The organism is Actinomyces sp. oral taxon 897, assembly GCF_002999235.1.
Classification (GTDB): Bacteria; Actinomycetota; Actinomycetes; order Actinomycetales; family Actinomycetaceae; genus Actinomyces.
This window is the reverse complement of the sequence record NZ_CP027236.1, coordinates 1,861,639-1,887,219: the sequence shown is the minus strand read 5'-3', so window position 1 is coordinate 1,887,219 and position 25,581 is coordinate 1,861,639. Positions and strand designations below refer to the sequence as shown.

Annotated in this window: 14 protein-coding genes and 1 pseudogene; 10 read left to right on the top strand and 5 right to left on the bottom strand. The window is 70.7% G+C overall.

All coding sequences use genetic code 11. The features are described from left to right. Nucleotides 1–200: 200 nt before the first annotated feature. Nucleotides 201–2,690, top strand: coding sequence for a glycosyl hydrolase family 95 catalytic domain-containing protein (locus C3V41_RS07575; protein WP_106109770.1), 2,490 nt, complete (start codon nt 201–203; stop codon nt 2,688–2,690). Between the two features lie 949 nt (nt 2,691–3,639). Here C3V41_RS07575 and C3V41_RS12850 read toward each other — a convergent pair. From C3V41_RS12850 to C3V41_RS07565, 3 genes and pseudogenes are all read right to left on the bottom strand, one after another. Further along, nucleotides 3,640–4,863, bottom strand: coding sequence for a hypothetical protein (locus tag C3V41_RS12850; protein WP_129591524.1), 1,224 nt, complete (start codon nt 4,861–4,863; stop codon nt 3,640–3,642). Between the two features lie 384 nt (nt 4,864–5,247). Then, nucleotides 5,248–5,364, bottom strand: a pseudogene (locus C3V41_RS14515) (variant leucine-rich repeat-containing protein); the annotation flags it as partial. A gap of 629 nt (nt 5,365–5,993) precedes the next feature. Further along, nucleotides 5,994–6,641 (bottom strand): TetR/AcrR family transcriptional regulator, encoded by a 648-nt coding sequence (locus C3V41_RS07565; RefSeq protein ID WP_106109768.1) that lies wholly within the window; start codon nt 6,639–6,641, stop codon nt 5,994–5,996. Nucleotides 6,642–6,748: 107 nt separating this feature from the next. On the opposite strand from C3V41_RS07565, the gene C3V41_RS07560 reads away from it, so the two are divergent. From C3V41_RS07560 to C3V41_RS07550, 3 genes are all read left to right on the top strand, one after another. Beyond that, nucleotides 6,749–9,028, top strand: coding sequence for an ATP-binding cassette domain-containing protein (locus C3V41_RS07560; protein WP_441299702.1), 2,280 nt, complete (start codon nt 6,749–6,751; stop codon nt 9,026–9,028). 89 nt (nt 9,029–9,117) lie between these two features. Beyond that, nucleotides 9,118–10,830, top strand: a complete 1,713-nt coding sequence (locus C3V41_RS07555) for an ABC transporter ATP-binding protein (protein ID WP_106110734.1) — start codon at nt 9,118–9,120, stop codon at nt 10,828–10,830. Nucleotides 10,831–11,210: 380 nt separating this feature from the next. After that, nucleotides 11,211–12,722 (top strand): hypothetical protein, encoded by a 1,512-nt coding sequence (locus tag C3V41_RS07550; RefSeq protein ID WP_129591523.1) that lies wholly within the window; start codon nt 11,211–11,213, stop codon nt 12,720–12,722. A gap of 264 nt (nt 12,723–12,986) precedes the next feature. On the opposite strand, the gene C3V41_RS07545 is transcribed toward C3V41_RS07550, so the two are convergent. Then, entirely contained in the window at nt 12,987–15,635 is a 2,649-nt protein-coding gene (locus C3V41_RS07545) for a heterodisulfide reductase-related iron-sulfur binding cluster (RefSeq protein ID WP_106109766.1), read from the bottom strand. A 334-nt stretch (nt 15,636–15,969) separates the two neighbouring features. Between C3V41_RS07545 and C3V41_RS07540 the strand changes: the two genes are divergently transcribed. From C3V41_RS07540 to C3V41_RS07530, 3 genes are all read left to right on the top strand, one after another. After that, the gene (locus C3V41_RS07540; protein ID WP_217350921.1) at nt 15,970–16,803 is read left to right on the top strand and encodes a tetratricopeptide repeat protein; all 834 of its coding nucleotides are present in this window, start codon (nt 15,970–15,972) and stop codon (nt 16,801–16,803) included. An 81-nt stretch (nt 16,804–16,884) separates the two neighbouring features. Then, entirely contained in the window at nt 16,885–17,271 is a 387-nt protein-coding gene (locus tag C3V41_RS07535; RefSeq protein WP_129591522.1) for a DUF5663 domain-containing protein, read from the top strand. A 230-nt stretch (nt 17,272–17,501) separates the two neighbouring features. After that, the gene (locus C3V41_RS07530; protein ID WP_129591521.1) at nt 17,502–18,101 is read left to right on the top strand and encodes a hypothetical protein; all 600 of its coding nucleotides are present in this window, start codon (nt 17,502–17,504) and stop codon (nt 18,099–18,101) included. A 164-nt stretch (nt 18,102–18,265) separates the two neighbouring features. On the opposite strand, the gene C3V41_RS07525 is transcribed toward C3V41_RS07530, so the two are convergent. Continuing rightward, entirely contained in the window at nt 18,266–19,834 is a 1,569-nt protein-coding gene (locus C3V41_RS07525; RefSeq protein ID WP_106109762.1) for a tetratricopeptide repeat protein, read from the bottom strand. A 396-nt stretch (nt 19,835–20,230) separates the two neighbouring features. Between C3V41_RS07525 and C3V41_RS07520 the strand changes: the two genes are divergently transcribed. From C3V41_RS07520 to C3V41_RS07510, 3 genes are all read left to right on the top strand, one after another. Then, a complete protein-coding gene (locus C3V41_RS07520) occupies nt 20,231–22,300 on the top strand; it encodes a hypothetical protein (protein ID WP_106109761.1) in 2,070 nt (689 codons plus the stop codon). Nucleotides 22,301–22,306: 6 nt separating this feature from the next. Then, nucleotides 22,307–23,728, top strand: a complete 1,422-nt coding sequence (locus C3V41_RS07515) for a hypothetical protein (RefSeq protein WP_106109760.1) — start codon at nt 22,307–22,309, stop codon at nt 23,726–23,728. Nucleotides 23,729–23,790: 62 nt separating this feature from the next. Then, entirely contained in the window at nt 23,791–25,449 is a 1,659-nt protein-coding gene (locus C3V41_RS07510; RefSeq protein ID WP_106109759.1) for a hypothetical protein, read from the top strand. Nucleotides 25,450–25,581 lie beyond the last annotated feature (132 nt).

Here is a 25,581-nt window from a genome sequence, read left to right as displayed (position 1 = left end):
GCCATCGGGGACGTACTTTAGTCGGCGGCGACGTACTTTAAAGGTACGTCCCCGTCAGCAAAGGTACGTCGCCAGCGCTTCACCACCGACGAAGGCACGTCCCCGGCACCTCACCTCAGGCAAAGGCACGCCCCCGGGCACCTCGCCCCCAGCAAAGGCACGCCCCTGACGCCGACTACCACGTCAATATCAACCTCCAGATGAACTACTGGCCCGCCTACTCCACCAACCTGGCCGAGACCGCCGCGCCCTACGAGCGCTTCGTCTCCAGCCTCGTGGCACCCGGCAGGGCCAGTGCCCAGGCCCTGTTCGGCTACCCGGCGGGCTCCTCGGGCTGGGTGACCTTCAACGAGACCACCCCCTGGGGGTACACCGGCCTGTACGACTGGCCCACCGCCGCCTGGTTCCCCGAGGCCGCCGCCTGGGTGGCGGACACCTACTGGCAGAACTACCGCTACACCGGCAACGTGCAGCACCTGCGTGACACCGGCTACCCGGTCCTCAAGGGCGCCGCCCAGTTCTGGCTCAACTTCCTCGTCGCCGACGCCTCCGGGCACCTGGTGGTCACCCCCTCCTACTCCCCGGAGCACGGGCAGTACTCGGCGGGCGCGGCCATGAGCCAGCAGATCGTGACCCGCCTGCTGTCCACCACCCTGACGGCGGCCGAGCTGGCCGGGGAGACCGACGCCGCCTTCACCCAGCAGCTCAGGGACACCCTGGAGCGGCTCGACCCGGGCCTGAGGGTCGGGGGCCGCGGCCAGCTCCAGGAGTGGGCCCAGGACTGGGACTACGCGCCGGGCTGGGGCGGGGACGAGCCCACCCACCGGCACACCTCCCAGCTCTACGCGCTCTTCCCCGGCAGCGAGATCCGCTCCGCCGACCCGCTCACCGCCTCCTGGGCGACGGCGGCCCGCCAGACCCTGACCGACCGCGGTGACGGGGGCACCGGCTGGTCCAAGGCCTGGAAGATCAACTTCTGGGCCAACCTGGGCGACGGCGACCACGCTCATCTCATGCTCAGCCAGATCCTGAGGGAGTCCACCTACTCCAACCTGTGGGACAAGCACCCGCCCTTCCAGATCGACGGCAACTTCGGTGCCACCAGCGGCGTGGCCGAGATGCTCCTCCAGTCCGACGAGGGCGTCACCAGCCTCCTGCCCGCCCTGCCCTCGGCCTGGGCCGACGGCAGCGTGGACGGCCTGCGCGGCCACGACGGCCTGACCGTGGGCGCCACCTGGGCCGGTGGGACGGTCAGCCAGATCCGCCTGGTGGCTGACAGCGACGGCACCCGGCTGCTGCGCTCGGCGGCCCTGGACGGTCTGTCCACCGTGGTGGACACCACCACCCACACGGCCGTGACCCCCACCTGGGACGCCTCCCGCCGGGCCTGGGGCCTGGAGATGCAGGCCGGGCACGTCTACGTCGTCGTGCCCACCGCCTCGGTGACCGCCTCCCTGTCCGCTGCCACCGCCGACCCGGGCACGCCCGTGACCCTGAGGGTGCGCACCACCGGCGACCTGCCCGCGGGCTCCCGCCTGGAGGTCACCGCCCCGCAGGGGTGGGTCGTGGACCCGGCCGTCACCGAGCTCAGCGGCGCGGGTGAGGTCGAGGTGAGGGTCACGCCCGACGGCGCGGCCTACGGCCCCGGCACCGTGACCGCCACGGTCACCTCCGGTACCGCCCGTATGACGGCCACCGCCACGCTCACCGTGACCGACCCCGCCGTCATCCCCCAGGAGCGCATGCGCGTGGTCTCCGTCGACTCCGAGGAGACGGCCCAGGAGGACGGGCGCGCGGCCAACCTCCTGGACGGTGACCCGACCACCTACTGGCACTCGGACTGGTCCACCACCAACACCGACCCCCCGCACCAGGTGACCATTGACCTGGGTGCCACCGAGCGCCTGGAGTCGGTGACCTGGACCCCGCGTCACAACACCGACAACGGCCTGATCAAGGACTACGAGATCTGGACCTCCGCCGACGAGGCCTGTGGGGACGGCACCTTCACCCGGGCGGCCCAGGGGACCTGGGAGCACGACCGTCAGGCGCGGACCGTCACCCTGGGCGGGGTGGACGCCCGCTGCGTGCGGGTCGTCTCCACGGGCCGGGCCTGGTACGGGAACTGGGCCACCGGCGCCGAGTTCACGGCCCGCCGGGTGGTGGGGCCCACGCCCGGGCCTACTCCGGAGCCTACGCCCGGGCCTACCGCTGGGCCCAGCCCGGAGCCGGAGCCGACGCCCAGCCCGACTGCCGCCCCTACACCGGCTCCTGAGCCGACACCTGCCCCTACACCGGGGCCCACGTCCAGCCCGGCACCGCAGCCCACCACCGCACCCACCCCGCCACCTGCCCAGGGCGTACCCGCCTTTGTGACCGCCGTGGCGGCCAGCGGCAGGGGCACGGTCCTGCGAGGTGACTGGGACGGGGACGGCACCGTGACCTACGCCGCGCGCGTGGGCACACGGGTGGTCTTCTACAACGAGAACACGGTCCTGGCCTCCCCGGCCGCGACGCTCTCCCTGGGGCGGGCCTCGGACACGGTCTATGTCGGTGACTGGGACGGGGACGGGCGGGACACCCTCGCCCTGGTGCGTGGTGGTCGGGTCCTCCTCCAGACCCGCCTGACCAGCGCCGTCACCACCGAGGGCAGCCAGGACGACCTGGCCAGGGCACGCCCGCAGGGCTAAGCGGCCGTCTGAGGGGCCGTCTGAGGGGCCGTTTGAGGGGCTGACCGCACGCCGAGACCTTCGCCGTGCGGGCCCCGGCACCACCGCCGCCACCGGGCAGGCCACGCTGCGACCTTCGTCGTGCGGGCCCCGGTTTCTGAGCGGCCGTCTACGAGGGGCTGGCAGCCGGGAGACCGGGGCCAGCCCCTCGGGCGTCCTAGGACCACCCGTCCAGGGCCCGCACCCAACCGCGAGAACGGTACTTATTCGTCGTGAGAACGGTACTTGTTCGTCGTGAGAACGGTACTTGTTGCGTGGGCAGGAGGCCTGGTTGTGGGGTGCGGGGGCCGGGACTGGAGGCGGCCGCCACCGGGTGAGGTCGGAGCGCCTGCCGGTGGCGTGGCTGTCAGGGGCCGGGGAGCCTGGGCGGTGGTGTTGCACATTCATCCTGGGGTCCTGGTCGGGGTGGTGGCGTGGTTCCAACGGTTTCCCGGCACGGGAGGTGTCCGGGGACGGGATGAATGTGCAACGCGGGCGTCGTTGCACATTCATCCTGGTTCCCGGCCCCGGGTCGTCAGGTGGATCCGCGTGATCCTGCCGTTTACTGATCGCAGTTACGGGAACCAGTGCAGTCCGCAGAACCGTGCAGTCTGCAAGAACCAGTGCAACCTGGAAACCGTCACGATTGGCCCTGTGAACTGCCTCCCTGTCCTCGCGGAAGGAAAGGATCTTGTGTTAGCTCTGAAGGCCGTGCGTTCAATGCCTCCCCGTCCTCACGGGAAAGGTGCCGCGACGCGACCGACCTGGCTCCAGGGATACCGGGCTCGGCCCCTGGAGCTCAAGAAGGCGTCTTCAGCAGGACCTAGGCGTGCCCCCTGCGTCTACCTCGGCCTGGTATACAGGAAGGCGCCCGGGGCCCTGGGACGACAGCAAGTGTCGCCATCTTCCGCTACCGACGTCATGGGCTGCACTATTTTTTGGGGACGTAGCAGATCATTCCTTTACTTGTATCGATGATCATGCGATTTGGGGTCCTTCCGGGAAGCGGTAGCGAATATAGTGACGTAACTCCGTTGCCGCTTTGGTTGCAGATAAAGACGTTGTAGAATGACGGCTCGAAGCGATGCGCGCTCTTTCCTGTGGCAACGTCAATGAAATAAGTGTGGTCAATGTCGTCTTCTTCGAGTTCCCCAAGAACTTCTGATCCGTCTGCCAAAATGTTGAAAAAATTTATGCCGCCAATCTCGGGGCTGCTGCTGCTGCTGCCGTCCTCCTTTCTGAGGAGAACAAAATGGCTATGGTTATATTTATTTTCCTTATTGCCTATGGTCACTGCGACACCATTTTCTGCGACGACTGCCTCCATGCCGGTCAGCTCGGTCAGTGAACGGCGGACCACGTCTATGGGGGGAGTGCCGTCAAAGGAGACGCCCCTGCAGTTACCGATCTTCTGCTCCCACCGCGGCTCTCCGGTGAAGCTGAAAGCCCTGGCGGTCACGGTCTCTGACTCTGAGAAATGGCCTGTATCTGAGAAATGGCCCGTAAAGGTGACGACGCCGTCTGTGCATACAATGAGGCCGTTGGAGAGTGGCAGCTGTGCTATTGTCTTCCCTGTGGTGATGTTAATAAAGTGCGGAGTGCTGGCCACGTCGTCCGAGGACTTGTTCGTCTGGTAGCCTATGAGGATGTCCGGCTGCATTGGGTCAAAGAATGCATTCCAATAGGAGTCGGCTGTGCTCCAGAGTGTCTTCCCTTGGCGGTCGATAGCGCTAATAGGCCCGACGGTGTCATTGAGGGCATCTGCGGGAGGCTTTTTGAGCAGGAGGGCCGAACTGTCGTCGACCGCCCCGAGGAACAGGTACGACGCAGCGTCCCAGGGAACGGCGGTGACGTTCTTACTGTGAGGATCAATAATCTTGTCGCGCCATATTGGCGAACTGCCCCACCATGATTCACTTACACTGAACTTCATAATATCTGGGTTCTGTGTCTCCCAGGGTGACGTGCTGATCTCGACAGGGGTGCCGAGGCCAGATTCACTGAGTGTGTATATACGGTGAGGTGCCGTTATTAGGTTATCGGCGGTATCGCTAACAAAGACGAGGTCTCCCTTAGCTGAGATAATTGCACTATTGCCCTCGACTGACCATGCCTCTGTGACGCCTCGGGCAAAGTCTGGTGACAGGGCGGACATGGAGAACGTTCTGTGTTCTTCTGAGAGGTAGTGGGAGAGGCCCCAGGTTCCTAGGGCGCTGAGGGTGGCTAGGGCGGCTCCGCCTGCGAGGAGGGGGAGTGCTCGGTTGATGGTGCGTCGGGACGGGCCCTGGGGGTGTGCGGTCCCCGGGGTCTGGTTGCCGGTGGTCGGGGTGGTGGGGGAGGTGGGCGCGGGTGCGGTGGTTGGAGCGGGGGTGCTGGTGTCTGTGGTGGGGGCTGGGTAGGGGGTGGTCTGGGCCTGGTCGCTCTGCGGGGTCGTGGTCCCCGCGGCGGCCGGGCCGGTGGCCGGGGCCAGACTGGCGGTCGGGGTTTGGTTACTGGTGGGGGCCGGGCTTCCGGTTGTGGTGGTCTGGTACTGGGTGATCTACTGGTGGAGGGCGGGGTAGCAGTGGGGGTGGGTGGTAATGGCCGGGTGGAGGTCGGGGCGGGTTGCGGCTATGCGGGCGAGCTCGGTGGCGGGTGCGTGCGGGTTGCTCAGGGCCTCGGCGTCGGGGTCCTGGGGTGGCGTGGGGGGGGGTGGTAGGTGATGGGGTGGTGGTCATGGGTGGAGGGTAGCTCGGGTGGTGTGTGCGTCGTCGTGCCTGGTGGGGGTAGGTTCCTGTCCGTGGTGTAGTGGCCTGGTGTCCTCCTGTGTCGCTAGCTGCCGAGGACGTGCCTCGGCTGTCGGCGACGTGCCATAGTCATCGGTGACGTACTCTGGAGGCCGTCTAGGGTACGTCGTCGGTGACTAGGGTACGTCCCCGTGGGTGAGGGGTAGCGAGGTGCCACGGGGCCCGGTGGGCGCCTCCTCGAGGCCCCGTCCTCGCCACGGTCGCCACGCTGACAGTGACGTCTACGCGGGCGCCTCCTTGCAGCGCCCCGTCCTCGCAGCGGACGGCCCTGCGGCAGGGGGCGTCCGCCGCCAGGACACCAGGGCGACCCCCGTTCTCACGGCCAACAAGTACCGTTCTCGCGAGGAATAAGTACCGTTCTCGCGGCCAATAAGTACCGTTCTCACGACGAACAAGTACCGTTCTCGCGGCCAATAAGTACCGTTCTCACGACGAACAAGTACCGTTCTCGCGGAGGGTAGAGAGGGAGGGAGGAGGGTGCGCGAGGGGCGGGTGGGGGTTAGTCGTGGTCGTGCAGGTGGCGCAGGCCCGCCACAATGAGCTTGAGCTTGGCGTCCAGGAAGCCCCTCCACACCAGGGAGCGGTCGGGGACCAGCTCGTTGGGCAGGCGCACGCCGGGGCGGGTGCGCGGCCAGTCCTCCAGCGGCCCGGCGGTGCGCATGGCCCTCAGCGACAGGTGGGCGGACACCAGGGTGTCGCCGGTGGCGTCCAGGGCCAGGACGGCGTCGGCGTGCCCCAGGCCCTCAGCCTCCAGGGCCTCCAGGAAGGCGTTCATGGCGGTGGCGAAGGACTGGAACGCCCAGGGCACGGTCAGCAGCACCTGGGACAGGCCGGGGTGGGCCTCCAGCACCTCCCACATGGACTCCGCCCCGGCGCGCAGCACCGGCTCCCAGTCGTGGTGCCCCTGCGCGGAGCGGATCGCGGCGGCTACGGGCACGGCCGCCTGGTCCCCCAGGCGGTCCAGGCAGGCGCGTAGGAGGTCGTCGCGCGAGGAGACGGTCCGGTACAGGGCCGAGGTGCGCACGCCCAGGCGCTTGGCCACGGCGGTGAGGCTGAAGGCGTCCACGCCCTCCTCCAGGGCGGCGTCGACGACGTCCTGGCGCGAGAAGCTGGGCTTCGGGCCGGTGGGTCGTCCGAGGGTGCTCATGAGATCACACTAACGCCGGAACACGTCCGCTTGCCTGCCGGAAAGAGTGCGCTGTAAGGTCTGCCTCAGTCAACCGTGAAATACTTTCACAATTAGGTGAGGCACCCATGAACACCCATTCCTCGGCCGTGCCGGGCAGGGCGGAGCCAGCTCCCCAGTCCGACGCCGCCCTCCCTGACCCCTGGACGGCCCCGGAGGCCGGCAGCACCGCCCCGGCAGGCGCCCCCGGGACCGACAGCGCCACCCAGTCGGGCGCCCGGACGAACACTCAGACAGACGCCCGGGTACCCACCCAGGCGGACGCCCAGGCGGGCACCCAGGCGACGGACGCCCAGGCGGGCACCCGTACGGATACCCAGAAAGACGCCCAGGCGAACACCCAGACGGACGACAAGCGCAAGTCCGTCGCGGGCCAGGCGGCCATGAGGCGCCTGAGCGCCCCGGTACGCACCCGCCTGCGGATAGGCCAGGTCCTGGTGGTGGTCTCCGCGGTCCTGGCCGTCGCCCCCTACGTCGCCCTGGCCCAGCTCGGCGACGTCCTGCTCGACGCCTACCACGCCGGCACCGCGCCGGACCCCGACCGCGTCTGGCACGTCGTCATGGTGCTGGTCAGCGCCTACTCCACGCGACTCCTCCTCTACTTCGTGGCCCTGCTGGCCACCCACCTGGCTGACCTGAGCCTGCGGGACCGCCTGCGCCGGGACATTGTGGCGCGCCTGTCCCACGTCCCCCTGTCCTGGTTCACCGCCTCGACCTCGGGCAGGGTGCGCAAGGCGGTCCAGGACGACACCACCACCGTGCACACCGTCATCGCCCACGGGCCGGTGGAGATGCTCAACGCCGTCGTCTCCCCGCTGGCGCTGCTGGCCTACGCCTTCTGGATCGACTGGCGTCTGGCCCTGCTGGCCCTGGTCACGGTGGTCCTCTACATCCTGACCTACTCCCTGACCCTGCGGGGCATGAACGAGAAGACGGTGGAGATGGACCGCCGTCTGGCCGAGGTCTCCTCCTCCATGGTCGAGTTCGTCTCCGGCATCTTCGTGGTCAAGGCCTTCGGGCGGGTCGGTCGCGCCCACACCGCCTACCTGCACGCCGCCGACGGCTTCTCCTCCTTCTACCGCGCCTGGGCCCTGCCGCTGATCTCCATCAGCTGCCTGTCCTTCACCTGGGTGTCCGTCCCGGTGGTCCTGCTGGTCAACCTGGGCGGCGGCGCCCTGCTCCTGCACGCCGGGGTGGTCACCCTGCCCCAGGTCCTGGTCACCACCCTCATCGCCCTGGTCCTGCCCGGTGCCATTATCACCGTGGCCTCGATCTCCTGGTCCTACCAGATGGCCGGGGCCGCGGCCCTGCGCCTGTGCGAGATCCTCGACGTCCCCGTCCTGTCCCAGGCCGCCAGCCCCCGCGTACCCGAGTCGGCCCGCGTGGAGATCGACCACGTCAGCTTCTCCTACGGGCGGACCCTCGCCCTCGACGACGTCACCCTGACCCTGGAGCCCGGCACGGTCACTGCCCTCCTGGGCCCCTCCGGGTCCGGCAAGTCGACCCTGGCCACCCTCATCGCCCGCTTCTCCGACCCCGACACCGGGGCCGTGCGCATCGGCGGGGTGGACCTGCGGGAGATGGAGGAGCAGACCCTGTACGACACCGTCTCCTTCGTGCTCCAGGACGCCCAGCTCCTCAGCGCCTCGGTACGTGACAACATCGCCCTGGGGCGGCCGGGGGCGAACCTGGAGGAGGTGCGCTCCGCCGCCCGCGTCGCCCAGATCGACGACGTCATTATGGCCCTGCCCCACGGGTACGACACCGTCATCGGGCGGGAGACCTCGCTGTCGGGCGGGCAGGAGCAGCGCGTCGCCATCGCCCGGGCGGTCCTGGCCGATAACCCCGTCCTCCTGCTCGACGAGGCCACGGCCATGGCCGACCCCGAGTCCGAGGCCGAGATCCAGCGGGCCCTGTCGGCGCTGGTGCGGGGCCGTACGGTCCTGGTCATCGCCCACCGTCCCGGCGCCGTGCGCGGGGCGGACCGCATTGTCGTCATGGACCGCGGGCGCGTGGTGGCCGCCGGACGTCACGAGGAGATCGTCGACGAGCCCCACTACCAGGCACTGCTGCGTCAGGGCGGCCTGCTCAGCGGGCCCGCGGGGTCGGCCGGGCAGGACGACGTCGGGGGCGCCCGGGGTCGGGCGTCCCAGGCAAGTCAGGCCCCACGCACCCAGGCCCAGGCCCGGGCGGGTCAGGCCCCACGCACCCAGGCCCAGGCCCGGGCGGGTCAGGCCCCACGCACCCAGGCCCGTGCGGGTCAGGCACGTGCAGGCCGGGCGGGTCAGGCCCCGCGTACCCAGGCCCCGGCAGCCCAGACGGCCCAGGACAAGGAGGACCTCAAGTGAGCGCCCAGACCACCACGACCACCACGACCACCACCTCCGGGGGCGCCGGGCGCCGTCGGCCCCCGCTGCTGCGCCAGTACCGCCAGCTCATGAGCCCGCGGTCGTGGGCCCAGCTGCGCCGCGGCATTGTCCTGGGGGCGGTCACCGGCTCCCTGTGGGGCCTGTCCCTGCTCGCCCTCCTGCCCGCCTCGGTCTCCCTGGCCACCGGGGAGCCGTCCTGGGGCCTGGGCCTGGGCGGCTGGCTGGGGGTCCTGGGCGGGTGCGCCCTGACCGCGGCCGTCACCGACTTCGTCGCCCAGCGCTCGGGCATGATGGGGGCCCTGGGCTTTATGGCGGACGTCCACCACGCCATCGGCGACCGGGTCGCCACGCTGCCCCTGTCCTGGTTCAACGCGGAGTCCGCCGGCACCCTGTCGCGCGCCGTGAGCCAGGAGATGGTCTCCCTGGGGGAGTCCGCCGCCCACTTCCTGCACAAGGTCTCCTCCACCGTCGCCAGCTGCGCGGTCATCTGGCTGGGGTCCTGGCTGTGGGACTGGCACCTGGGGGTCCTGCTGACCTGCGCGGTCCCGCTGCTGGTCCTGTTCCTGCGCTGGTCGCGGCGCCTGGTGGACCGCGGCAAGACGGTCTCCGAGCCCACCGAGCGCGAGCTCGCCTCCCGCATTGTGGAGTTCTCCCGCTGCCAGGGGGCGCTGCGCTCCTGCCACGTGGGCTCCGGCTACCCCCAGCTGGCCAGCGCGTTCGACGACGCCGCTGCCGCCTCCCACCGGGCCCTGTGGTGGGAGTCGGCCGGCATCCTCCTCAGCGGTGCCCTGGTCCAGGCCATTGTCGTCGCCATGATCACCCTGAGCGCCGCGCTCGCCCTGGGCGGTGACCTCGAGCCCCTGCGCGCCGTGGTCACCATCGGCCTGTGCCTGCGCTTCACCACCATGCTGGAGGACATTGGCAACACCGTCAACGGTATTGAGGAGCGTCGTCAGATGATGAACCACCTCAGCAGCGTCATGGACGCCCAGCCCCTGCCAGAGCCCCAGACCTCCTCGCTCATGGGCGAGCCGGGCGCCGTCGAGCTCATTGACGTCACCTTCGGCTACGAGGAGGGCACCACGGTCCTGCGCGAGGTGGACCTGCGGGTACCGGCCCGCACCATGTGCGCCGTCGTGGGGCCCTCGGGGGCCGGCAAGACCACGATCGCCCGCCTGGTGGCCCGCTTCTACGACGTCTGGTCCGGGCAGGTCAGGGTCGGTGGGGCCGACGTGCGCTCCCTGACCACCAAGGACCTCATGGAGCAGCTGTCCATGGTCTTCCAGGACGTGTATCTCTTTGACGACACCCTGGCGGCCAACGTCCGCGTGGGGGACCCTGACGCGGACCAGGAGCGCCTGCGCTGGGCCGCGGACCTGGCGGGCGTGACCGAGATCGTGGACCGGCTTCCCCAGGGGTGGGACACCCGCGTGGGGGAGGGCGGACGGGCCCTGTCCGGCGGTGAGCGCCAGCGCGTCTCCATTGCCCGCGCCCTGCTCAAGGGCGCCCCGATCGTGCTGCTCGACGAGGCCACCAGCGCCCTGGACGCGGAGAACGAGGCCAATGTCGTGACCGCCATGGAGGAGCTGCGACGCACCTCCACGCTCATTGTCATCGCCCACAAGCTGGAGACCGTCGCCGCCGCCGACCAGGTGGTGGTGCTCGGGGCCGACGGGCGGGTGGCCCAGACGGGGCGGCACGACGACCTCGTGACGCTCCCCGGCCGGTACCGGGACTTCTGGGAGGCACGCAGCAGGGCCCAGGGCTGGACCCTGGTCTAGGGCCGGTCCTACTCCTCCTCCCGGGCCGGTGCGTTGTCACCTGGGCCGGTGCGTTGTCACCTGGGCCGGTGCGTTGTCACCGGCCCGGCAGGGGCCGGGGCGTGGGCAGGCCCGCTCGTCCCTCTCGTCCCGGGTGGGTGCTGGCCTGGCAGGGGCCGGGGCGTGGGGGCACGGGACCGGGGCCGCCGGGTAGGGAATGTCACGACCAGATCACCTGCTGCCACCCACCGCCCCTGGCCGTGGCCCCCCTCACCTGGGCATACTGTTCCCTGAGGCCGGATCGTGCTCCGAGGCCGTCGCACCGTCTCCAGGGCCGGACCGGTGCGGGCCGGTGCAGACAGGCCGCGCAGGACGCTGACGTGCGCAGAGAGGTAGAGATCATGACGACACCCCCGACCCAGGGACAGGGCCTTCCGCAGGGCCCGCCCGAGCCCGTGTCCGCAACCCCGGTCCCGCCCGGAGCGGGCCCTGGTGCGGGTGCGGGGGTGCCCGAGGGAGCGGCTACCTCCACGGGGGCGGTCCCCCAGGTGCCTGCCGGCGTCCCGGCCTACGGGGCGGGCCAGCAGCTGCCGCCCGGTGCGGGGGTGCCCGGCGGCCAGGTCCCGCCGGGGGCGCCCGGCGTGCCGACCCCGGCGGGAGCGGTGCCCCAGGTACCCGGCCAGGTCCCACCCGGCGCCCCGTACGGGGTCGGAGCAGCCCAGCCGATGACGCAGCAGCCCCTCACCGCCCCACCGGCCTACTACAACCCGGGCCAGGTCCCGGCTGGCCAGGTCCCGGCCGGTGCCCCGGCCTACGGGGCAGGACCCGGCCAGCAGGCGGTCCCGGGCCAGGTCCTGCCGGGGGCACCCAGCGCCCCGGTGCCCGGTGCGGGCGTCCCCGCGGCCGTCGGCGTCCCGGTCTACACCCCGGTCCCGGCCCAGCAGCCCGCCTACTACAACCCTCCCGGCGCCCCGGGCTACCCACCCGCCGTCCCGCCGTCCCAGCAGCCGCGTACCTGGGCCAGCGTCACCGCCCTGGTCCTGCTCCTGGTCTCCCTGGTCCCCAACGTGCTCGACCTCTTCACGACGATGACGTACAGCGACCGCTTCACCCCCAACCGTCCCCTGGCAGGCGTCATGGTCGGCATGCTGGTCAGTACCGGCCTGGTCTCGGCGGTCATTGGCGTCGTCCTGGCCGCCCTCAGGCGTCCCACCGGCATCGTCCTGGTGTCCGCGCTCGTCATGGTCGGCATGTACCCCAGCTTCCTGGGGTTCGACCAGGCGAGCCTCTACTACCACCTCATGGGCCTGCCCTCGGCGATCGTAGGGCTGATTATCCTCGTCCTGCGGGTCACGGCCGGTATCCTCCTGCTCCTGGCCGGGCCCCGGGGCGCGGACCGGTGCCCGGCGACCGTCCTGCTGAGCCGCGGCGCGGTCGGCGCCATGGGCCTGGTGGTCCTGCAGCAGGTGGTCACCCTGGGAATGACGCAGATCACCCTGAGTGGCCTCCCGGATGAGTACTTCGCGACCATGGACTTCTGGTTCAGCTCCTACCTGCTGGCCCCCAGCATGTTCGGGCCCGACTGGACCAGGGCGTCCCTCTACCAGGACATGTTCTCAGTGGGCGTGGCCGCCCTGGTGCTCACGGCGGTGCTGGTCCTGGCCGCCCTGGTGCTCATGGTCATGCGTCGCTCCTGGGTGCTGGCCGAGGCGCTCGCCGCGCTGGCCGCCGTCGTGCTGCTCGGCTTCAACACCTACGTCACGGTCGCCCGGTACTCGGCGAGCACCCGCAGCATAGTCGTGACCGCCGACGTCTTCACCGTCCCGCCGCTCCTGGCCCTGGTCGTCCTGGGGTTCGTCCTGACGGGCCTCATTAGCCCCCGGGCCCGGGCCTGGGCCCAGGCCCGGAAGTGAGTGGGCCGCCGCCCGCCCCGACGCCGGTACCAGGCCCGCCCGGACAGCGGGCCGGTCGTGACCGTGCTGAGACTGGTCCCGGACGACAGCCCGCCCCCGGACAGCGGGCCGCCGGGTTCCGCCGTGGACGACTGGCCGGGTAGTGGCCCCGGATCCCAGGAGGCTGCCAGCAGGGCGACGCCGTGGAGGTGTCCGCGCGGCGACGGCTCTGGCACCAGCCGGGTGCTCTGGCGCCAGCCGGGTACGGCCAGCGCCAGCCGGGTCTTAGGTATCCGCGCGGCGCACGGCCTCCAGCATGAGGGTGGCCACGTCGGTCACCCGCACCTCGGCCCCCTGGCTGGCTACGCCGTCGGAGAGCATGGTGGTGCAGAAGGGGCAGGCCGTGGCAATGACCTGGGCCCCGGTGCCAATGGCCTCGCGTGAGCGCTCCACGGCGATGCGCGTGCCGATCGACTCCTCCATAAAGGCCTTCGCCCCGCCCCCGCCGCAGCAGAAGGCGCGCTCGCGGCTGCGCGGCATCTCCACGGCCTGCGCGCCGGTGGCCTCCAGCAGCTCGCGCGGCGGGGAGTAGATCCGGTTGTGCCTCCCCAGGTAGCAGGCGTCGTGGTAGGTCACCAGGGGGGCGGCCTCCCTGCCCGTGCGTCCTGCCTCCCTGGCGTCCGGGGCGGTGGCGCCTGGAGCAGGGGCGTGCGGGCCCGGGTCGGCCCCCGCGCCACTGGCCCCCTCAGGCGGGCCGCTGGTCCCGGCCCCCGGCGTCGGCCCGGCCTCTGGCGCCAGACCGGCTCCCGACGTCGGCCCATCCTTTGGTATTGGCTCGGCCTCTGGAGCCAGGCCAGTCCCCGGCCCGCCTCCCGGCTCCCGGCCTGTCCCGGACCCCGGCGCCAGAGGTCGCAGCCGCCCCTCGCGCACCAGGGTGCTGAGCAGCTGGGTGTAGTGCAGTACCTCAAAATGCCCGCCGACCTGCGGGTACTCCCGGGAGATCGTGTTGAAGCAGTGGGGGCAGGTCACCACGATCCGCTTCACCCCGGCCTCGGTGAGGGTCTCCACGTTCTGGGCGGCCAGCATCTGGAAGAGGATCTCGTTGCCGGCCCGGCGGGCCGGGTCGCCCGTGCAGGACTCTCCGTCGCCCAGGACCGCGAAGCTCACCCCGGCAATGTGCAGCAGCTCGGCCACCGCCCGCGTGGTCCGCTTGGCCCGGTCCTCGTAGGCCCCGGCGCAGCCCACCCAGAACAGGTAGTCCACCTCGGAGGCGTCCTCCACGTCCACCCCGACGACCGGCACCTCGAAGTCCAGGCCCTTGGCCCAGTCCATGCGCTTGCGGGGGGCCAGCCCCCAGGGGTTGCCCTTGGACTCCAGCTTGCGGAACATCTGCCCCAGCTCGCGGGGGAAGGCCGACTCCATGAGGACCTGCTGACGGCGCACGTCCACCACGTGGTCCAGGTGCTCAATGTCCACCGGGCACTGGTCCACGCAGGCCCCGCAGGTGGTGCACGACCACAGCACGTCCGCCGGGATGACCGCCCCGGCCAGGGGAGCCGGGCGGGTGGCCACCCCCGACTCGGTGGGGGCCGCCCTGGCGGCGAGCAGCGCGCCCAGGACGTCGCCGGTGTGGGCGCTGCCCTCCACCAGGCCCAGGTCCTCACCGGTCCTCAGGCCGTCGGTCATGCCGGTCAGGCGCCCCAGGACCCCCCGCTCTGAGCGACGCCGCTCCAGGTCCTCGTCGGTGACCTCCTCGGGCTCCACCCCCAGGGCCGCGGCGGCCCGCAGGTAGGGGGCCGCCGCCGCCGCGTGGTCGCGCAGGGCCAGGACGAAGAGCTTGGGGGACAGGGGCTTGCCCGTGTTCCACGCCGGGCACAGGTCCTGGCAGCGCCCGCACTCGGTGCAGGTGGCGAAGTCCAGCAGGCCCTTCCAGGTGAAGTCCTGGATGCGCCCCACCCCCAGGCGGACCTCGGGACCCTGCCCGGAGTCGGCCGCCTCCATGGCCTCGTCCAGGGTGTCCATGGTGGCGGCGGTCAGGGGGGTGCCGTCCACCACCAGCGGCCTCAGCGGGCCCAGGGACTTGGAGCCGTCGGTCTCACGGCGGGCGTAGATATTGACGAACGCCAGGAACCGGTGCCAGGCCACGCCCATGGAGGGGGCCAGGCCCACCACCACGAACCAGCACATGGAGATGACGATCTTGAGGGTGGCCGTCACCAGGACGGCGGCGGTCAGCACCGTCGGCCCCAGGGGCTCCAGGAGGGGGGAGGCCCAGGAGGTCAGGGGGAAGTACACCCAGGAGCCCAGGTGGCGGGCGGTGGGGTCCGAGCTGGAGGCCAGCAGCGCCTGCTCCTCCATGCGCAGGGCCAGGACGCACAGGACGACGCCGGTGACGACCAGCTCCACGAAGCGGGCCTGGGCCGCCGTCGAGCCGGCGAAGCGGGAGGTGCGCGGCCGGGTGCCGCCGTCCGAGTCCTGCGGGTAGGGGGCGGTGGCGCGCCCGCCCCGGTTGGTCCGGCGGCGCAGCACCATGAGGTGGACGATGCCGGCCAGGCTCAGGTAGGCGATGAGCTCCACCGTCCAGGACCACCAGGCGGCGTGCCCCAGCAGCGGCAGGGCGAAGTCCGCGCCCCCCAGGACCTGCCCGTAGCCGGTGACCAGGGTGAGGAACAGCAGGGGGAAGCTGACCATGACCAGCCAGTGCGCCGCCCGCACCCAGGGGCGGTTCCTGAAGGCCTCGTGGGTCAGGACGCTGGAGAGGGTCAGCCACAGGCGCCGTCCCACCGGGTGCAGACGGGAGCGTTCCACCGCCCGGCCCACGCTGGCGCGGTGGACAATGGTCACGCAGGCGCGGGCAAAGACCCCCACCCCGATGACGGTGGTGACCAGGACCGTGGTCGCGCAGACGATCTGCAGGACCTCCAGGAAGCTCATGGTCTCAGCCTACGGCGCCCGCCCGCCCCCGACGCCGGGGCAGGGCAGCGGGGCGGGGGCGGGGCGGTGGTGTCGGATACGTAGGCCGGTGGTGCTGGTCCGCCCGGACGTGCACAATGTGACCGGGTGCCCCCCAGGGGGGTGCTGACCTCTCCGGGGCGTTAGGAGGCGCGAGTGTACGGGCGCAAGACGACCAAGCTGCTGAATATGGTACGCAGGTTCTTGGGGAAAGGGCCCAGTCCCGCCTCAGCGTCCACCGGGCCGGGGCGTGGTCACCGGGCCGGGGCGTGGTCACCGGGCCGAGGCCGGCAAGGACCAGGATCTTGCCCGCAAGGTGTACACCCCCGTCCAGCAGGCTAAGCGGATCGACCAGGGTGTCGCGGGCCGGGCCGGTTACGCCTACGACGCCGGACGCCGACTGCACCGGGAGGGTCGGTTTAAGGGGGCTCTTGACGCTTTTAAGGAGTCTTTGGAGCTTTTCCGGCAGGTAGAGGGGAGTGAGAAGGACCAGGGGGACTGCCTGCACGGTATTGGCGCGGTCCGCGGGGACCTGGGCGACTACGAGGAGGCCCTGGCTGCCGGGGACGAGGCGCTGGAGCTCTTCGGTCAGGTGGAGGGCACCCAGAACGAGCAGGCGTACTGCCGGTACAATATGGCTATCTCCCTGCGGAAAATGGGGAGTTACGAGGAGGCCCTGGGCCGGTACGACGAGGCGTTGACGGTCTACGGGCAGATTGAGGGCGTCCAGTACGGACAGATCGTCAGCCTGGAGAACTCCGGCGTCGCCCTGGAGGAGCTGGGGCGGCTCGAGGAGGCCGTGGACTTCTACCGCCGGGCAGCGGATCTCTGCCGTCAGGTCGACGGCGCTGAGCTGAGCCTGGTCGAGTGCCTCGTGCGTGCCGGGAACGCCCTGGAGGAGCTGGGGCGCTCCGAGGAGGCCCTGGAGGCCCACCGCGAGGCGCTCCGGACCTGCCAGCAGGTCGGGTCGCTGGTGGACTACGAGGCCGACTGCCTGTACAACGTCGCCAATATGCTCAAGGAGCTGGGGAGAGGAGACCAGGCCCTGCCCCTGTTCCGCCAGGCGCTGGAGGCCTATGCCCGCCTCGAGGACTCTGAGGAGGAGCAGGCCGACTGCCTGGAGGCCATAGGCGCCATTGAGGCGAGATAGCGCCGGGGCTGCCAGGCTGCGTGAGGGACCGCACCTGCCGACAGGGCTGGGTCCGGTGGGGCAGGGGGGATGATGGTGGCCATGGACAACGACCTGCATGAGGCCATTGCTGACAGGCTCCGTGAGACCATCCCTGATCCCGTCCTGGAGGCCATTGGCCCCGAAGGCTTCCAGGAGGCCCTGACCCGTGTCTGCTCCGCGATGGAGACGCGCGTCGGCGAACGCCTCTCGGAGGGTCTCAGTGACGCCGAGCTGGAGGAGTTCAGCGACCTGGCCGACTCAGTGGCTGACGAGGAGGTCACGGCCTGGCTCCAGCTCCACCGCCCCGACTACGAGGACGTCATTATGGACGTCATTGTGGAACTCATTGACGAAGTGGCCCTGCAGCTCACCCGCGCCTTCGTGACCTACTCAGCAGGCACGGACCAGGAGCCCCAGGCCCTTGACGACGGCTCCCAGGACCACTGAGGTCTGAGTCGTCTACCGGATTATCCACGGGCGTCTTGGGTGCCCTTTGACGGGTGGTTGCCAGGTCAGGGGCGTGGCCCTGTTGCTCAAGGGCTGTTCAGGGGCTCCCACCCCCTGGATAAGGGGCGGCGTTCCCGTGTCATAGGTCAGGCGACGCCCGCGACCTCACCTCCTGGATGAGGGGCGGCGTTTCAGGGGTACGGCGGCGGCTGCCGGGCTAGAGTCGGGTCATGACGAAACCGTTGTCCGTAGCTGCTGGTCCGTTAGGGATCCTGCTGCTGGCCGCCTGCTCATCGGTCACCCCGGGCGTCTCGGGCAGTCCGGACGTCCCGGCTAGCCCGCCTGGGACGACGCAGCTCAGCACCACATCCCCCTCTCCCACCGTCGAGCCGAGCATGAACCCCAACGCACCCTCTAACCCCTCTGCCACCGATTCCACCGGCGCGCCCGCCACGGCCCCCTCCGGCGCCGGTCCTACCGGTGCGCCCGGTGCGCCCGGTGCGGCCCCCACCGGTACGGCACCCACCGGTGCGCCGTCCGTTACCGCGCCCGCGGAGCTGGTCGCCGCCATTAGGGCGGACCTGGACTCCCGTGGCGTCTCCGGTGCCTCGGCCGAGGTGGTGGAGGCCACGTGGACCACCTGGAACGACGCCTCCCTGGGCTGCCCCGAACCGGGGATGTCGTACACCCAGGCGCTCGTGGACGGCTGGCGGATCGTGGTGAAGGCGGGTGGGAGCACCTACGACTACCGGTTTGGCGGCGACTCCACGCCGCTACTGTGCCAGACCCCAGGGCTCGTCCTCCCGGTCCCCGGGACGAGTACCTCCTGAGACGTGCCCTGCCGTCGGTAGCGCGACGGGCCCGTGCCGGTCGCAGGGGCCCGTCGCCCGGCGGGCGGTGAGGCGATGGCGGGTCGGCCACGCGCAGGCCCCTGGGCGGATGAGCCCGTCGCCCGGTGAGGCCTTACGGAGACCGGGACGGTGGTCCCAAGGTGCTAGGGGGCCTCGGGACCGGTGGGCTCCTCGAACTCCTCGGGATCCTTGGGCTCGGTGGGTTCCTCGAGCTCCCCGGGATCCCCGGGTGCTTCGAGCTCCCCGGGATCCGTGAGCTCATTGGGCGCCTCGAGCTCGGTAGACGCCCCAGGCTCGGGTGGCTCCTCGGGCTCGGTGGGCGGGTCCGCCGGGAGGCCCAGGTCCAGGGCCTGCTGGTAGGCGGCGTCGGCCTCCTCGGGCCGACCCGCCTTGCGCAGGGTGAGGCTCATGCTGTTCAGGCAGTCAGCCTGGTCCTGCTCGGTGCCCGTGACCTGGCGGTAGAGGTCCAGGGCCTGGCGGTAGGCGTCCAGTGCCTCCTCGTACCGGCCTATGTCGTCCAGGACGCGCCCGGTGTTGCTCAGGCAGTTGGCCTGCTGGAAACCGGTGCCGGTCACCTGCTGGTAGAGGCTCAGGGCCTGGCGGTAGGTGTCCAGCGCCTCCTCGTGGCGGTCCGTCGCCTCACGCAGCGTACTGGCGGTGTTGTGCAGGCAGTTGGCCTGGTCCTGCTGGGTGTCGGGCAGGGTGCGGTAGATGTCCATGGCCCGCTGGTAGGCGTCCAGCGCCTCCTTAGACATCCCCGTGTCGTCCAGGGTGTTACCAATGTTGTACAGGCAGATGGCCTGCTGGTGGCCGGTGCCTGCTACCTGGGTGTACAGATCCAGGGCCTGGCGGTAGGCGGTTAGCGCCTCCTCGTGCCGGCCTGTCGTGCGCAGCGTGCCGCCGGTACTGAGCAGGCAGTCAGCCTGGTCCTGCTCGGTTCCCGCTACCTGGGTGTAGAGGTCCATGGCCCGCTGGTAGGCCTCCAGGGCCTCCTCGTCGCGCCCCTGCCTGCGCAGGACGTTGCCGGTGTTGTGTAGGCAGTCGGCCTGCTGGTGGTCGGTGCCCGCTACCTGGGTGTACAGGTCCGTGGCCTGGCTGTAGGCGTCCAGCGCCTCGGGGTAGCGGCCCAGCGTGCGCAGGATGAAGGCGGTGCAGTACAGGCAGTCGGCCTGCTGGTGGCCGGTTCCCGTTACCTGGGTGTACAGGTCCAGGATCTGCTGGAAGGTGGTCAGTGCCTCCTCGTAGCGCTCCAGCTCGTTGAGGATAATGCCGGTGCAGTACAGGCAGTCGACCTGGTTCTGCCAGGTGCCCGCTACCTGGGTGTACAGGTCCGTGGCCTGGCGGTAGGCGTCCAGGGCCTCCTCGTAGCAACCCGTCTGCCCCAGGGTGAAGCCGATGTTGTACAGGCAGCTGGCCTGCCCGCGCCGGGCTTCAGGCAGGGCGCGGTAGATCTCCAGGGCCTGGCGGTAGGCGTCCAGGGCCTCCTCGTAGTGACCTGCCGTGCGCTGGGCGTTGCCTATGCCGTTCAGGCAGCTGGCCTGGTCCCGCTGGGCCTCGGGCAGGGTGCGGTAGGCCTCCAGGGCCCGGGTGAAGGCCGTGACCGCCTCTGCCGGGTGCTCGACCTCGAGCATCCGGAGCCCCTCGCTGAACGCCTCCTGAGCCCTTCCTTGGACGTCCTCGGAGGAGAGCTCCTCCGTAGCTGAGTCCGCCATGACCGCCTCCTCCGTCGGGGACAGCAGTATCCCAGTACATCCTGGGCAGCGGGGTGAGACTCGCCGTCCTGGCACGACGGCGTTCACCAGGACCCGGGCTGCCGGGGCCGACGTCGGGGCCGGGCAGCCCTAGGCGGCAGGACCCGGAACCGGGATCTGGCCTGCCGGGGCCTGCCTCAGCCGACGTCGGTACCGCCGTGGCAGACCGGGCTGCCGGGCGCCAGCCCCCCCGGCGTGTCCGCCCTCCGTGGGCCGTCCGGCAAGAAGTTGCTGGTGGGGGAGCTGCGGGCAGGACGGCAGGAACTGGTGTGCGGAATCGTGCCCTTAAAGCGTGCACCCGTCCTCTACCATGAGCCCGTTGCCGCCTGAGGCACTGCATGAGGACGAGGGGGAGCCATGGACCAGACGGGCGTCGCGGACGTGCGCAAGGACGGTGCTGCCGGTGGCCGGTCCCGTCCCGCCCACGAGGCCGCGCCCGTCCCCTTCTCCCGGTGCACGAAGGGCACTGACGCCCTGCGCGACGCATGGGGGCACGTCAGGGACCTCGCCCCGGACGTCGTGAACGAGTGGACGACCGGGGCACGACGGCGGCCAGGGCGGAAGGGTCAGGGCGACAGCCAGGGTCTCCCGCAGGAGCCGGTGCGCCGCAAGATCCTCAACGCGCTTCTCAGGGGGCCGGCCTTCAAGGACATGCTCAGCAAGTTCGTCGGTAAACCGGGTAGCGTCGTCCTCACCCCGGTGCAGGTCGCCGTCCTGGATGAGACGCTGGGGCGGGAGGCGCAGCGCATCGTCCGCGCGCTGGACTGGGCGACCAGGCTTCGCGCACTGTACGAGAACAATGACGAGATACGGAGGACGTCTGACAGGTACTTCGTCAACGCCGACAACACGTTCCTGCGGGTCAACCTCACGAATACCATTCTTGAGGCCGTGTGGAGGGAGGCTGAGGGAGGTGGCCTGGTGGATCTCGGGAAGGCCTCGCCGAAGGACCAGACCGCGTTCCTGGACAGGATCCTCGTCGAGCGGACCGAGGCACCCCAGCGTGCGAACACGGCTGCGTGCCGCAGGATCCTTGCTGAGCCCGGGATCCGCCAGCGCGTCGAGGGGGAGATCGACAGGCTCTGGGAGCCGTCCCCGACGACCAGGCCGGCAACCGACGCGGGACTTGACGACCTCACCATGAAAGTCGCCGGGGCGCGCATGATGGCGGAGAATGACGACGAGACCCTGTGCCAGGCGATTCGGTGTGAGCACACCCCGGTTGACGAGCTGCTCCAGGCCGTAGTACGCCAGTGCGGGAAGGACGGCTCCGACGTCTGGGCGCTGGTGAGAAGGTCTAAGCCCCTGAGGCTGACTCGTGACGTGGAGCGCTCATCGCTCCGGCGTCGGCCCGCACCGCAGTGGGACAGGCTCCTCAGGCGGTCGGGGCGGGATCGTGCTGCGGATGAGTCCGAGCCCCGTGTCAAGGGGCCCCTGCGTGAGCCCCCACTCGACCTGGGCTACGTCCCCCGGGTCCTTCACGTGTTCAATAACACGGTGTCGGAGGACTTCCCCCAGGACCGCCTGCCCGAGGTCCTGGTGGATGAGGCGCGGCGCTGCGCCCACTGCACGGGCCTGGCCTGGGTGCAGTCCCGGCTGGTCATCACCATGGCGGCGCTCGTGGTGGAGTTCGTGCTCCAGGAGACCGAGCGGGTCCTCTCCCCGAGGCCGGACAAGGACGACGTCGGCCAGCTCCTGCAGTGGCACCCGCGCAGCCTCGTCCACCGGGCCGTGCGGGAGCAGGTGCTCAAGGAGCGGACCGCGGTGCAGATAGCGTTCCGGCCCGCGCGCTCCGCGTCGGCCTCGATGCGCCAGGACGGGAGTGTCAGCTGGGCGGCGGGGGAGCGTCAGCTCAAGGACGACAAGGTCAAGGCCTTTATGAGCAGGGTGGCCTCCCACGCCGCGTGCTCGCTGTGGTACCAGTGGCACCGCTACGAGTTCCTCGGCCTTGAGGACAAGAGGGACGGCTTCTCGGTGAAGACCGTCCAGGAGAGGATCTACTTCGCCGTGAAGCAGGCGTGCATTGACGCGGGGAAGGTGCTGGTGCCCAGACCGCGCTCGTCGCTCCGGCAGGGACCGCAGGGTGGTGGGTCATCTCACCCGGCCCTCCCCTTCATTATGAAGATCCAGGAGCTGCGGACCGACGAGCCCTACGCCTCCGTCTACAGTCTCATACGGCAGTACAGGAACCCGGAGGACGGGGACGACGGCCCCGGGACCATCCCGGGGCGCAGCCGGGAGCTGAGGGACGACGTACCGCGGGAGGCGCTGCGTCTCGCGGAGAGGGATGCCGTCGACGTCAAGCGGGGCAGGGTGGCACTGGAGCTCATGGGAGAGCTGGACCACCTTTACGACGACCCGCAGGTCGGCCCGCTGCTCGACGGAGTCGATATCACCGACATCCTCGACTGCCTGAACAGGATGTGAGCACAGATGACTGATCAGACCACTCCCAGGACGGCAGAGCCCGCCGACCCGCTGGACCGGGTGACGGTGTCATGGGACGGGGACACGGTCCTCATTGTCCCCGGCGGGACCTCCGCCGGGACCCCTGACGAGGCCCTCGGTAGGGCCCCCGACGGGACCCCCGGTGGGGCCCCCGACGGGCAGGCCGCGAGGGAGAGCTTCCTGCGCCCCCTTGTCCCACTGGACGGAGGCTGGGTCGTCGCCGACCTCGTTATCGACAAGAAGGATCCCGTGTCCGTGGCGGGCGGTTTCCTCACCACCACCGTGCCGCTGTGGGTCGAGCTCGTCTACGGCTACGACGTCGTCCTCGCGGCGCAGCAGCTTCTCGCCGAGGTCGAGGACGCCGAGGACAGCCGTCGGCTGCGCCTGGCCCGTGAGGTCCCCACCACCTGGCACAGCGCGCCGACGATGACCGCCAGGGTGCTGTGCAGGATCGCCCAGGGCCTGTGGCTACGCCGTTACTGGCCGTCCCCCGCCGACGGCAGCGTCAGGCAGCTCGACCGGGTCGCGCTGGACATGGAGTTGATCGCGCTCAGCCGGAAGGGTGACGTCCCCCTGTGCCTCGCCGCGGACGGGGGCGTGGGCGCCCTCCTGCTCACCCCCATGGCGCAGGAGGTCAAGGACCGGGCGCGGGACTTCATTGACAACGGCGTCGATGAGACGGTGCGGCGCTCCTGGGGGCTGGTGATCGCCAGCTGCCTGGAGGGCCTGCTCGACGCGGCTGAGGACGAGGGCGACGAGGAGGAGGCCGCCGCCCTGGAGGAGCTCCTGGACGCCGTGGAGGAACGCGCCGGGGCGGGCGGGGGACAGCACGACGAGCTGGCCGCCCTGCTGGGAGGGAGCCTGTCCCAGGACGCCGTCGCCCTCGTGGCGGGCGCCGGGAAGACGCGAGGCACCTTCACCATTGACTGGGGCCAGAACGTGCAGGGGCTCTTTAACACCTCCCCCGGCGCCGGGGCCTGGCGGGTCGCGGGCACCGGACGGGACCGGCGCGTGACCGTGACCGTCCGCACCGCCTGCGAACTGCCCCGGGACAGTGACGTGGGGATGGCCCGCGTCTACGTCTACGGGGAGATCCTGCCGGTCCTGGTCCACCTGTGCGCCACCGCCCCCGGGGAGGTGAGTGGTGCGGCGCCCCTGGGGGAGGGGCAGGAGATCGAGCTGGTCGACGTGGTCTCCGTGCCCCGCCCCTCCCGGCCCGTGCGCGGCAGCGACCGGGACCGGCTCCTGGAGGAGCAGAAGCGGGCTGACAAGTGGGTCCGGAGCCGCCAGCGGACCGCGCACAAGGCCATCCAACAGCGGCGGAGCATGGCGCCCCGGCTCGTGCGGGCCGGCCTGAAGCAGTCCCAGCTGTGGGTCGCCGAGCTCCTGGCCCAGTTCAGGTGCTGACCCGCCCGGTTCCCCCGGTGCCCCGAGAAGGGCGCCGTCCCGACTGCCTCCGAGGAGTGGATGTGACCAAGCAGCTCGAGTTCGTCTTCCACGGCGTCGACACGACGTCGGGGACCTACGTGGCCTGGGAGAGCGAGGACTGCCCGCCGGCGTTCGTCGTCCTGGACCGTAAGGAGCTCGTCCGGGTGACACAGGCGCTGCGCCGGTCCCTGCCTGACTACATGGACGACGACGACCAGGTCACCGGGGCCCAGGTCGAGCGTCTTGAGCGGGACTACCCGCCCCTGCCCGCCCAGCCCGACGTCGGCACCGGCCCTGAGGACGACGATGACGAGATGGCCCGTTTCTTCGACGATGACGACGAGGACGAGACGGCCTCCACCGCCACCCCGGACCCGCTGGAGGTGGGGCACTTCCTGCGGGTGGTCGACGGGGCCCTGGCAGGCGACCCGGAGCGCGAGCTGGAGCTCATGCGTGACCTGGCCCAGGTCCTCGTCCCCCCGGGTTTCCTGGCCTCCCTGCTGGAGGCGGTGGACACGCCCGGCCAGCGGGTGCTCCTGGCCGTGAACCCGCCGCCGTCGTGCGGACAGGTCCCCTGGGAGCTCATGCCCACCGGGCGGACGACGCCGGACGGCCAGGTCGAGCGGTTCCTGGACGTGCTCGACGTGGTCACCATGGGCCCCGTCCTCGGGCGGGACTCCGAGCCGTCCCTGCCCCACCCCAGCTGGGAGAGGGTCAGGGACGCCCCCGCCGTCTACCTCGTGCAGCCCTGGCAGCAGGGCGCGGGGCGGGCCGGGGTCCTCAACGGCTCCGAGCTGGCCGCGTGGGAGGAGCGGGTCAGGGGCTACGAGCCCGCCCCGGTGACGGTCGGCAGCGCCCCGGCTGAGGCCGGTGGGCGCGGGGACGCCCGGGGGACGACCCGCCTCCAGCTCTCCGCGGTCCTGCGCCAGGATCCCGACGTCGTCACCGTTGACAACAGGAGGCCGCTGTCGCACCTGCTCTACGTCGGGCACATGACCGGCACGGGGGGCGACTCCCGCCTCCAGCTGGCCGACTCCCGCGCCTGCTACGGGGTGTACCCCACGGACCAGGAGGGCACCCGCTGGTTCAGCGCCAGCGACCTCGTCCTGGGCACCATTGACTGGAGGGAGCACGCCGCCAAGTTCCGCAACACGGCGCGCGCCGGGCAGGAGCCCGACCTGGGGGACCTGCTGCCCACCGGCGTCGGCTTCGACGGCACCGACATGAGCGGCGCCCCGGCACCGGAGGCGCACTCAGGGATCTACCTGTGGCCCATGCCACCGCGGGTGGGGCTGGTGGCCTGTCAGTCGGGCACGGAGACCGGCCAGGTGGAGCCCTTCGGCATGGCCGCCGCCATACTGGAGGCCGGTGCCGAGCTGGTAATGACCACACGCTGGACCATGCTCACCGACGAGTTCTTCCGCCGGGCCTGCCAGGAGGAGTCGGCGCGGGGGTTCCTGGACCTGTCCTTCGCGATGGACGACTGCCTGCGTGCCCCGGACGCGGTGCTGGCAATGAACGAGTGGAAGCGGGGGTGCCTGGCCGCGTGGCGGGAGCGCCCCGGTATTGTCACCTCGCCCCTGACCTGGGCCGGTCTCAACGCCTACTGGGCGCCCGACCGCAGCTTTGTCCCTGACGCCGGCGGGGACGAGGATGGGGGTGAGGGTGGGGGCGCCAATGCCGGGGCCGGGGTTGCTTGAGCGCCGGGCCGGGGGTACTCCTAATGCTGGGGGTGCCAATGCCGGGGCCGCTGATAGTGGGGCTGGGGGTGTCTGGGCCGTGGTCGCCTGAGCGCCGGGGCCAGCGGGCCCGCCCAGCTCCGCCTGGTCCGT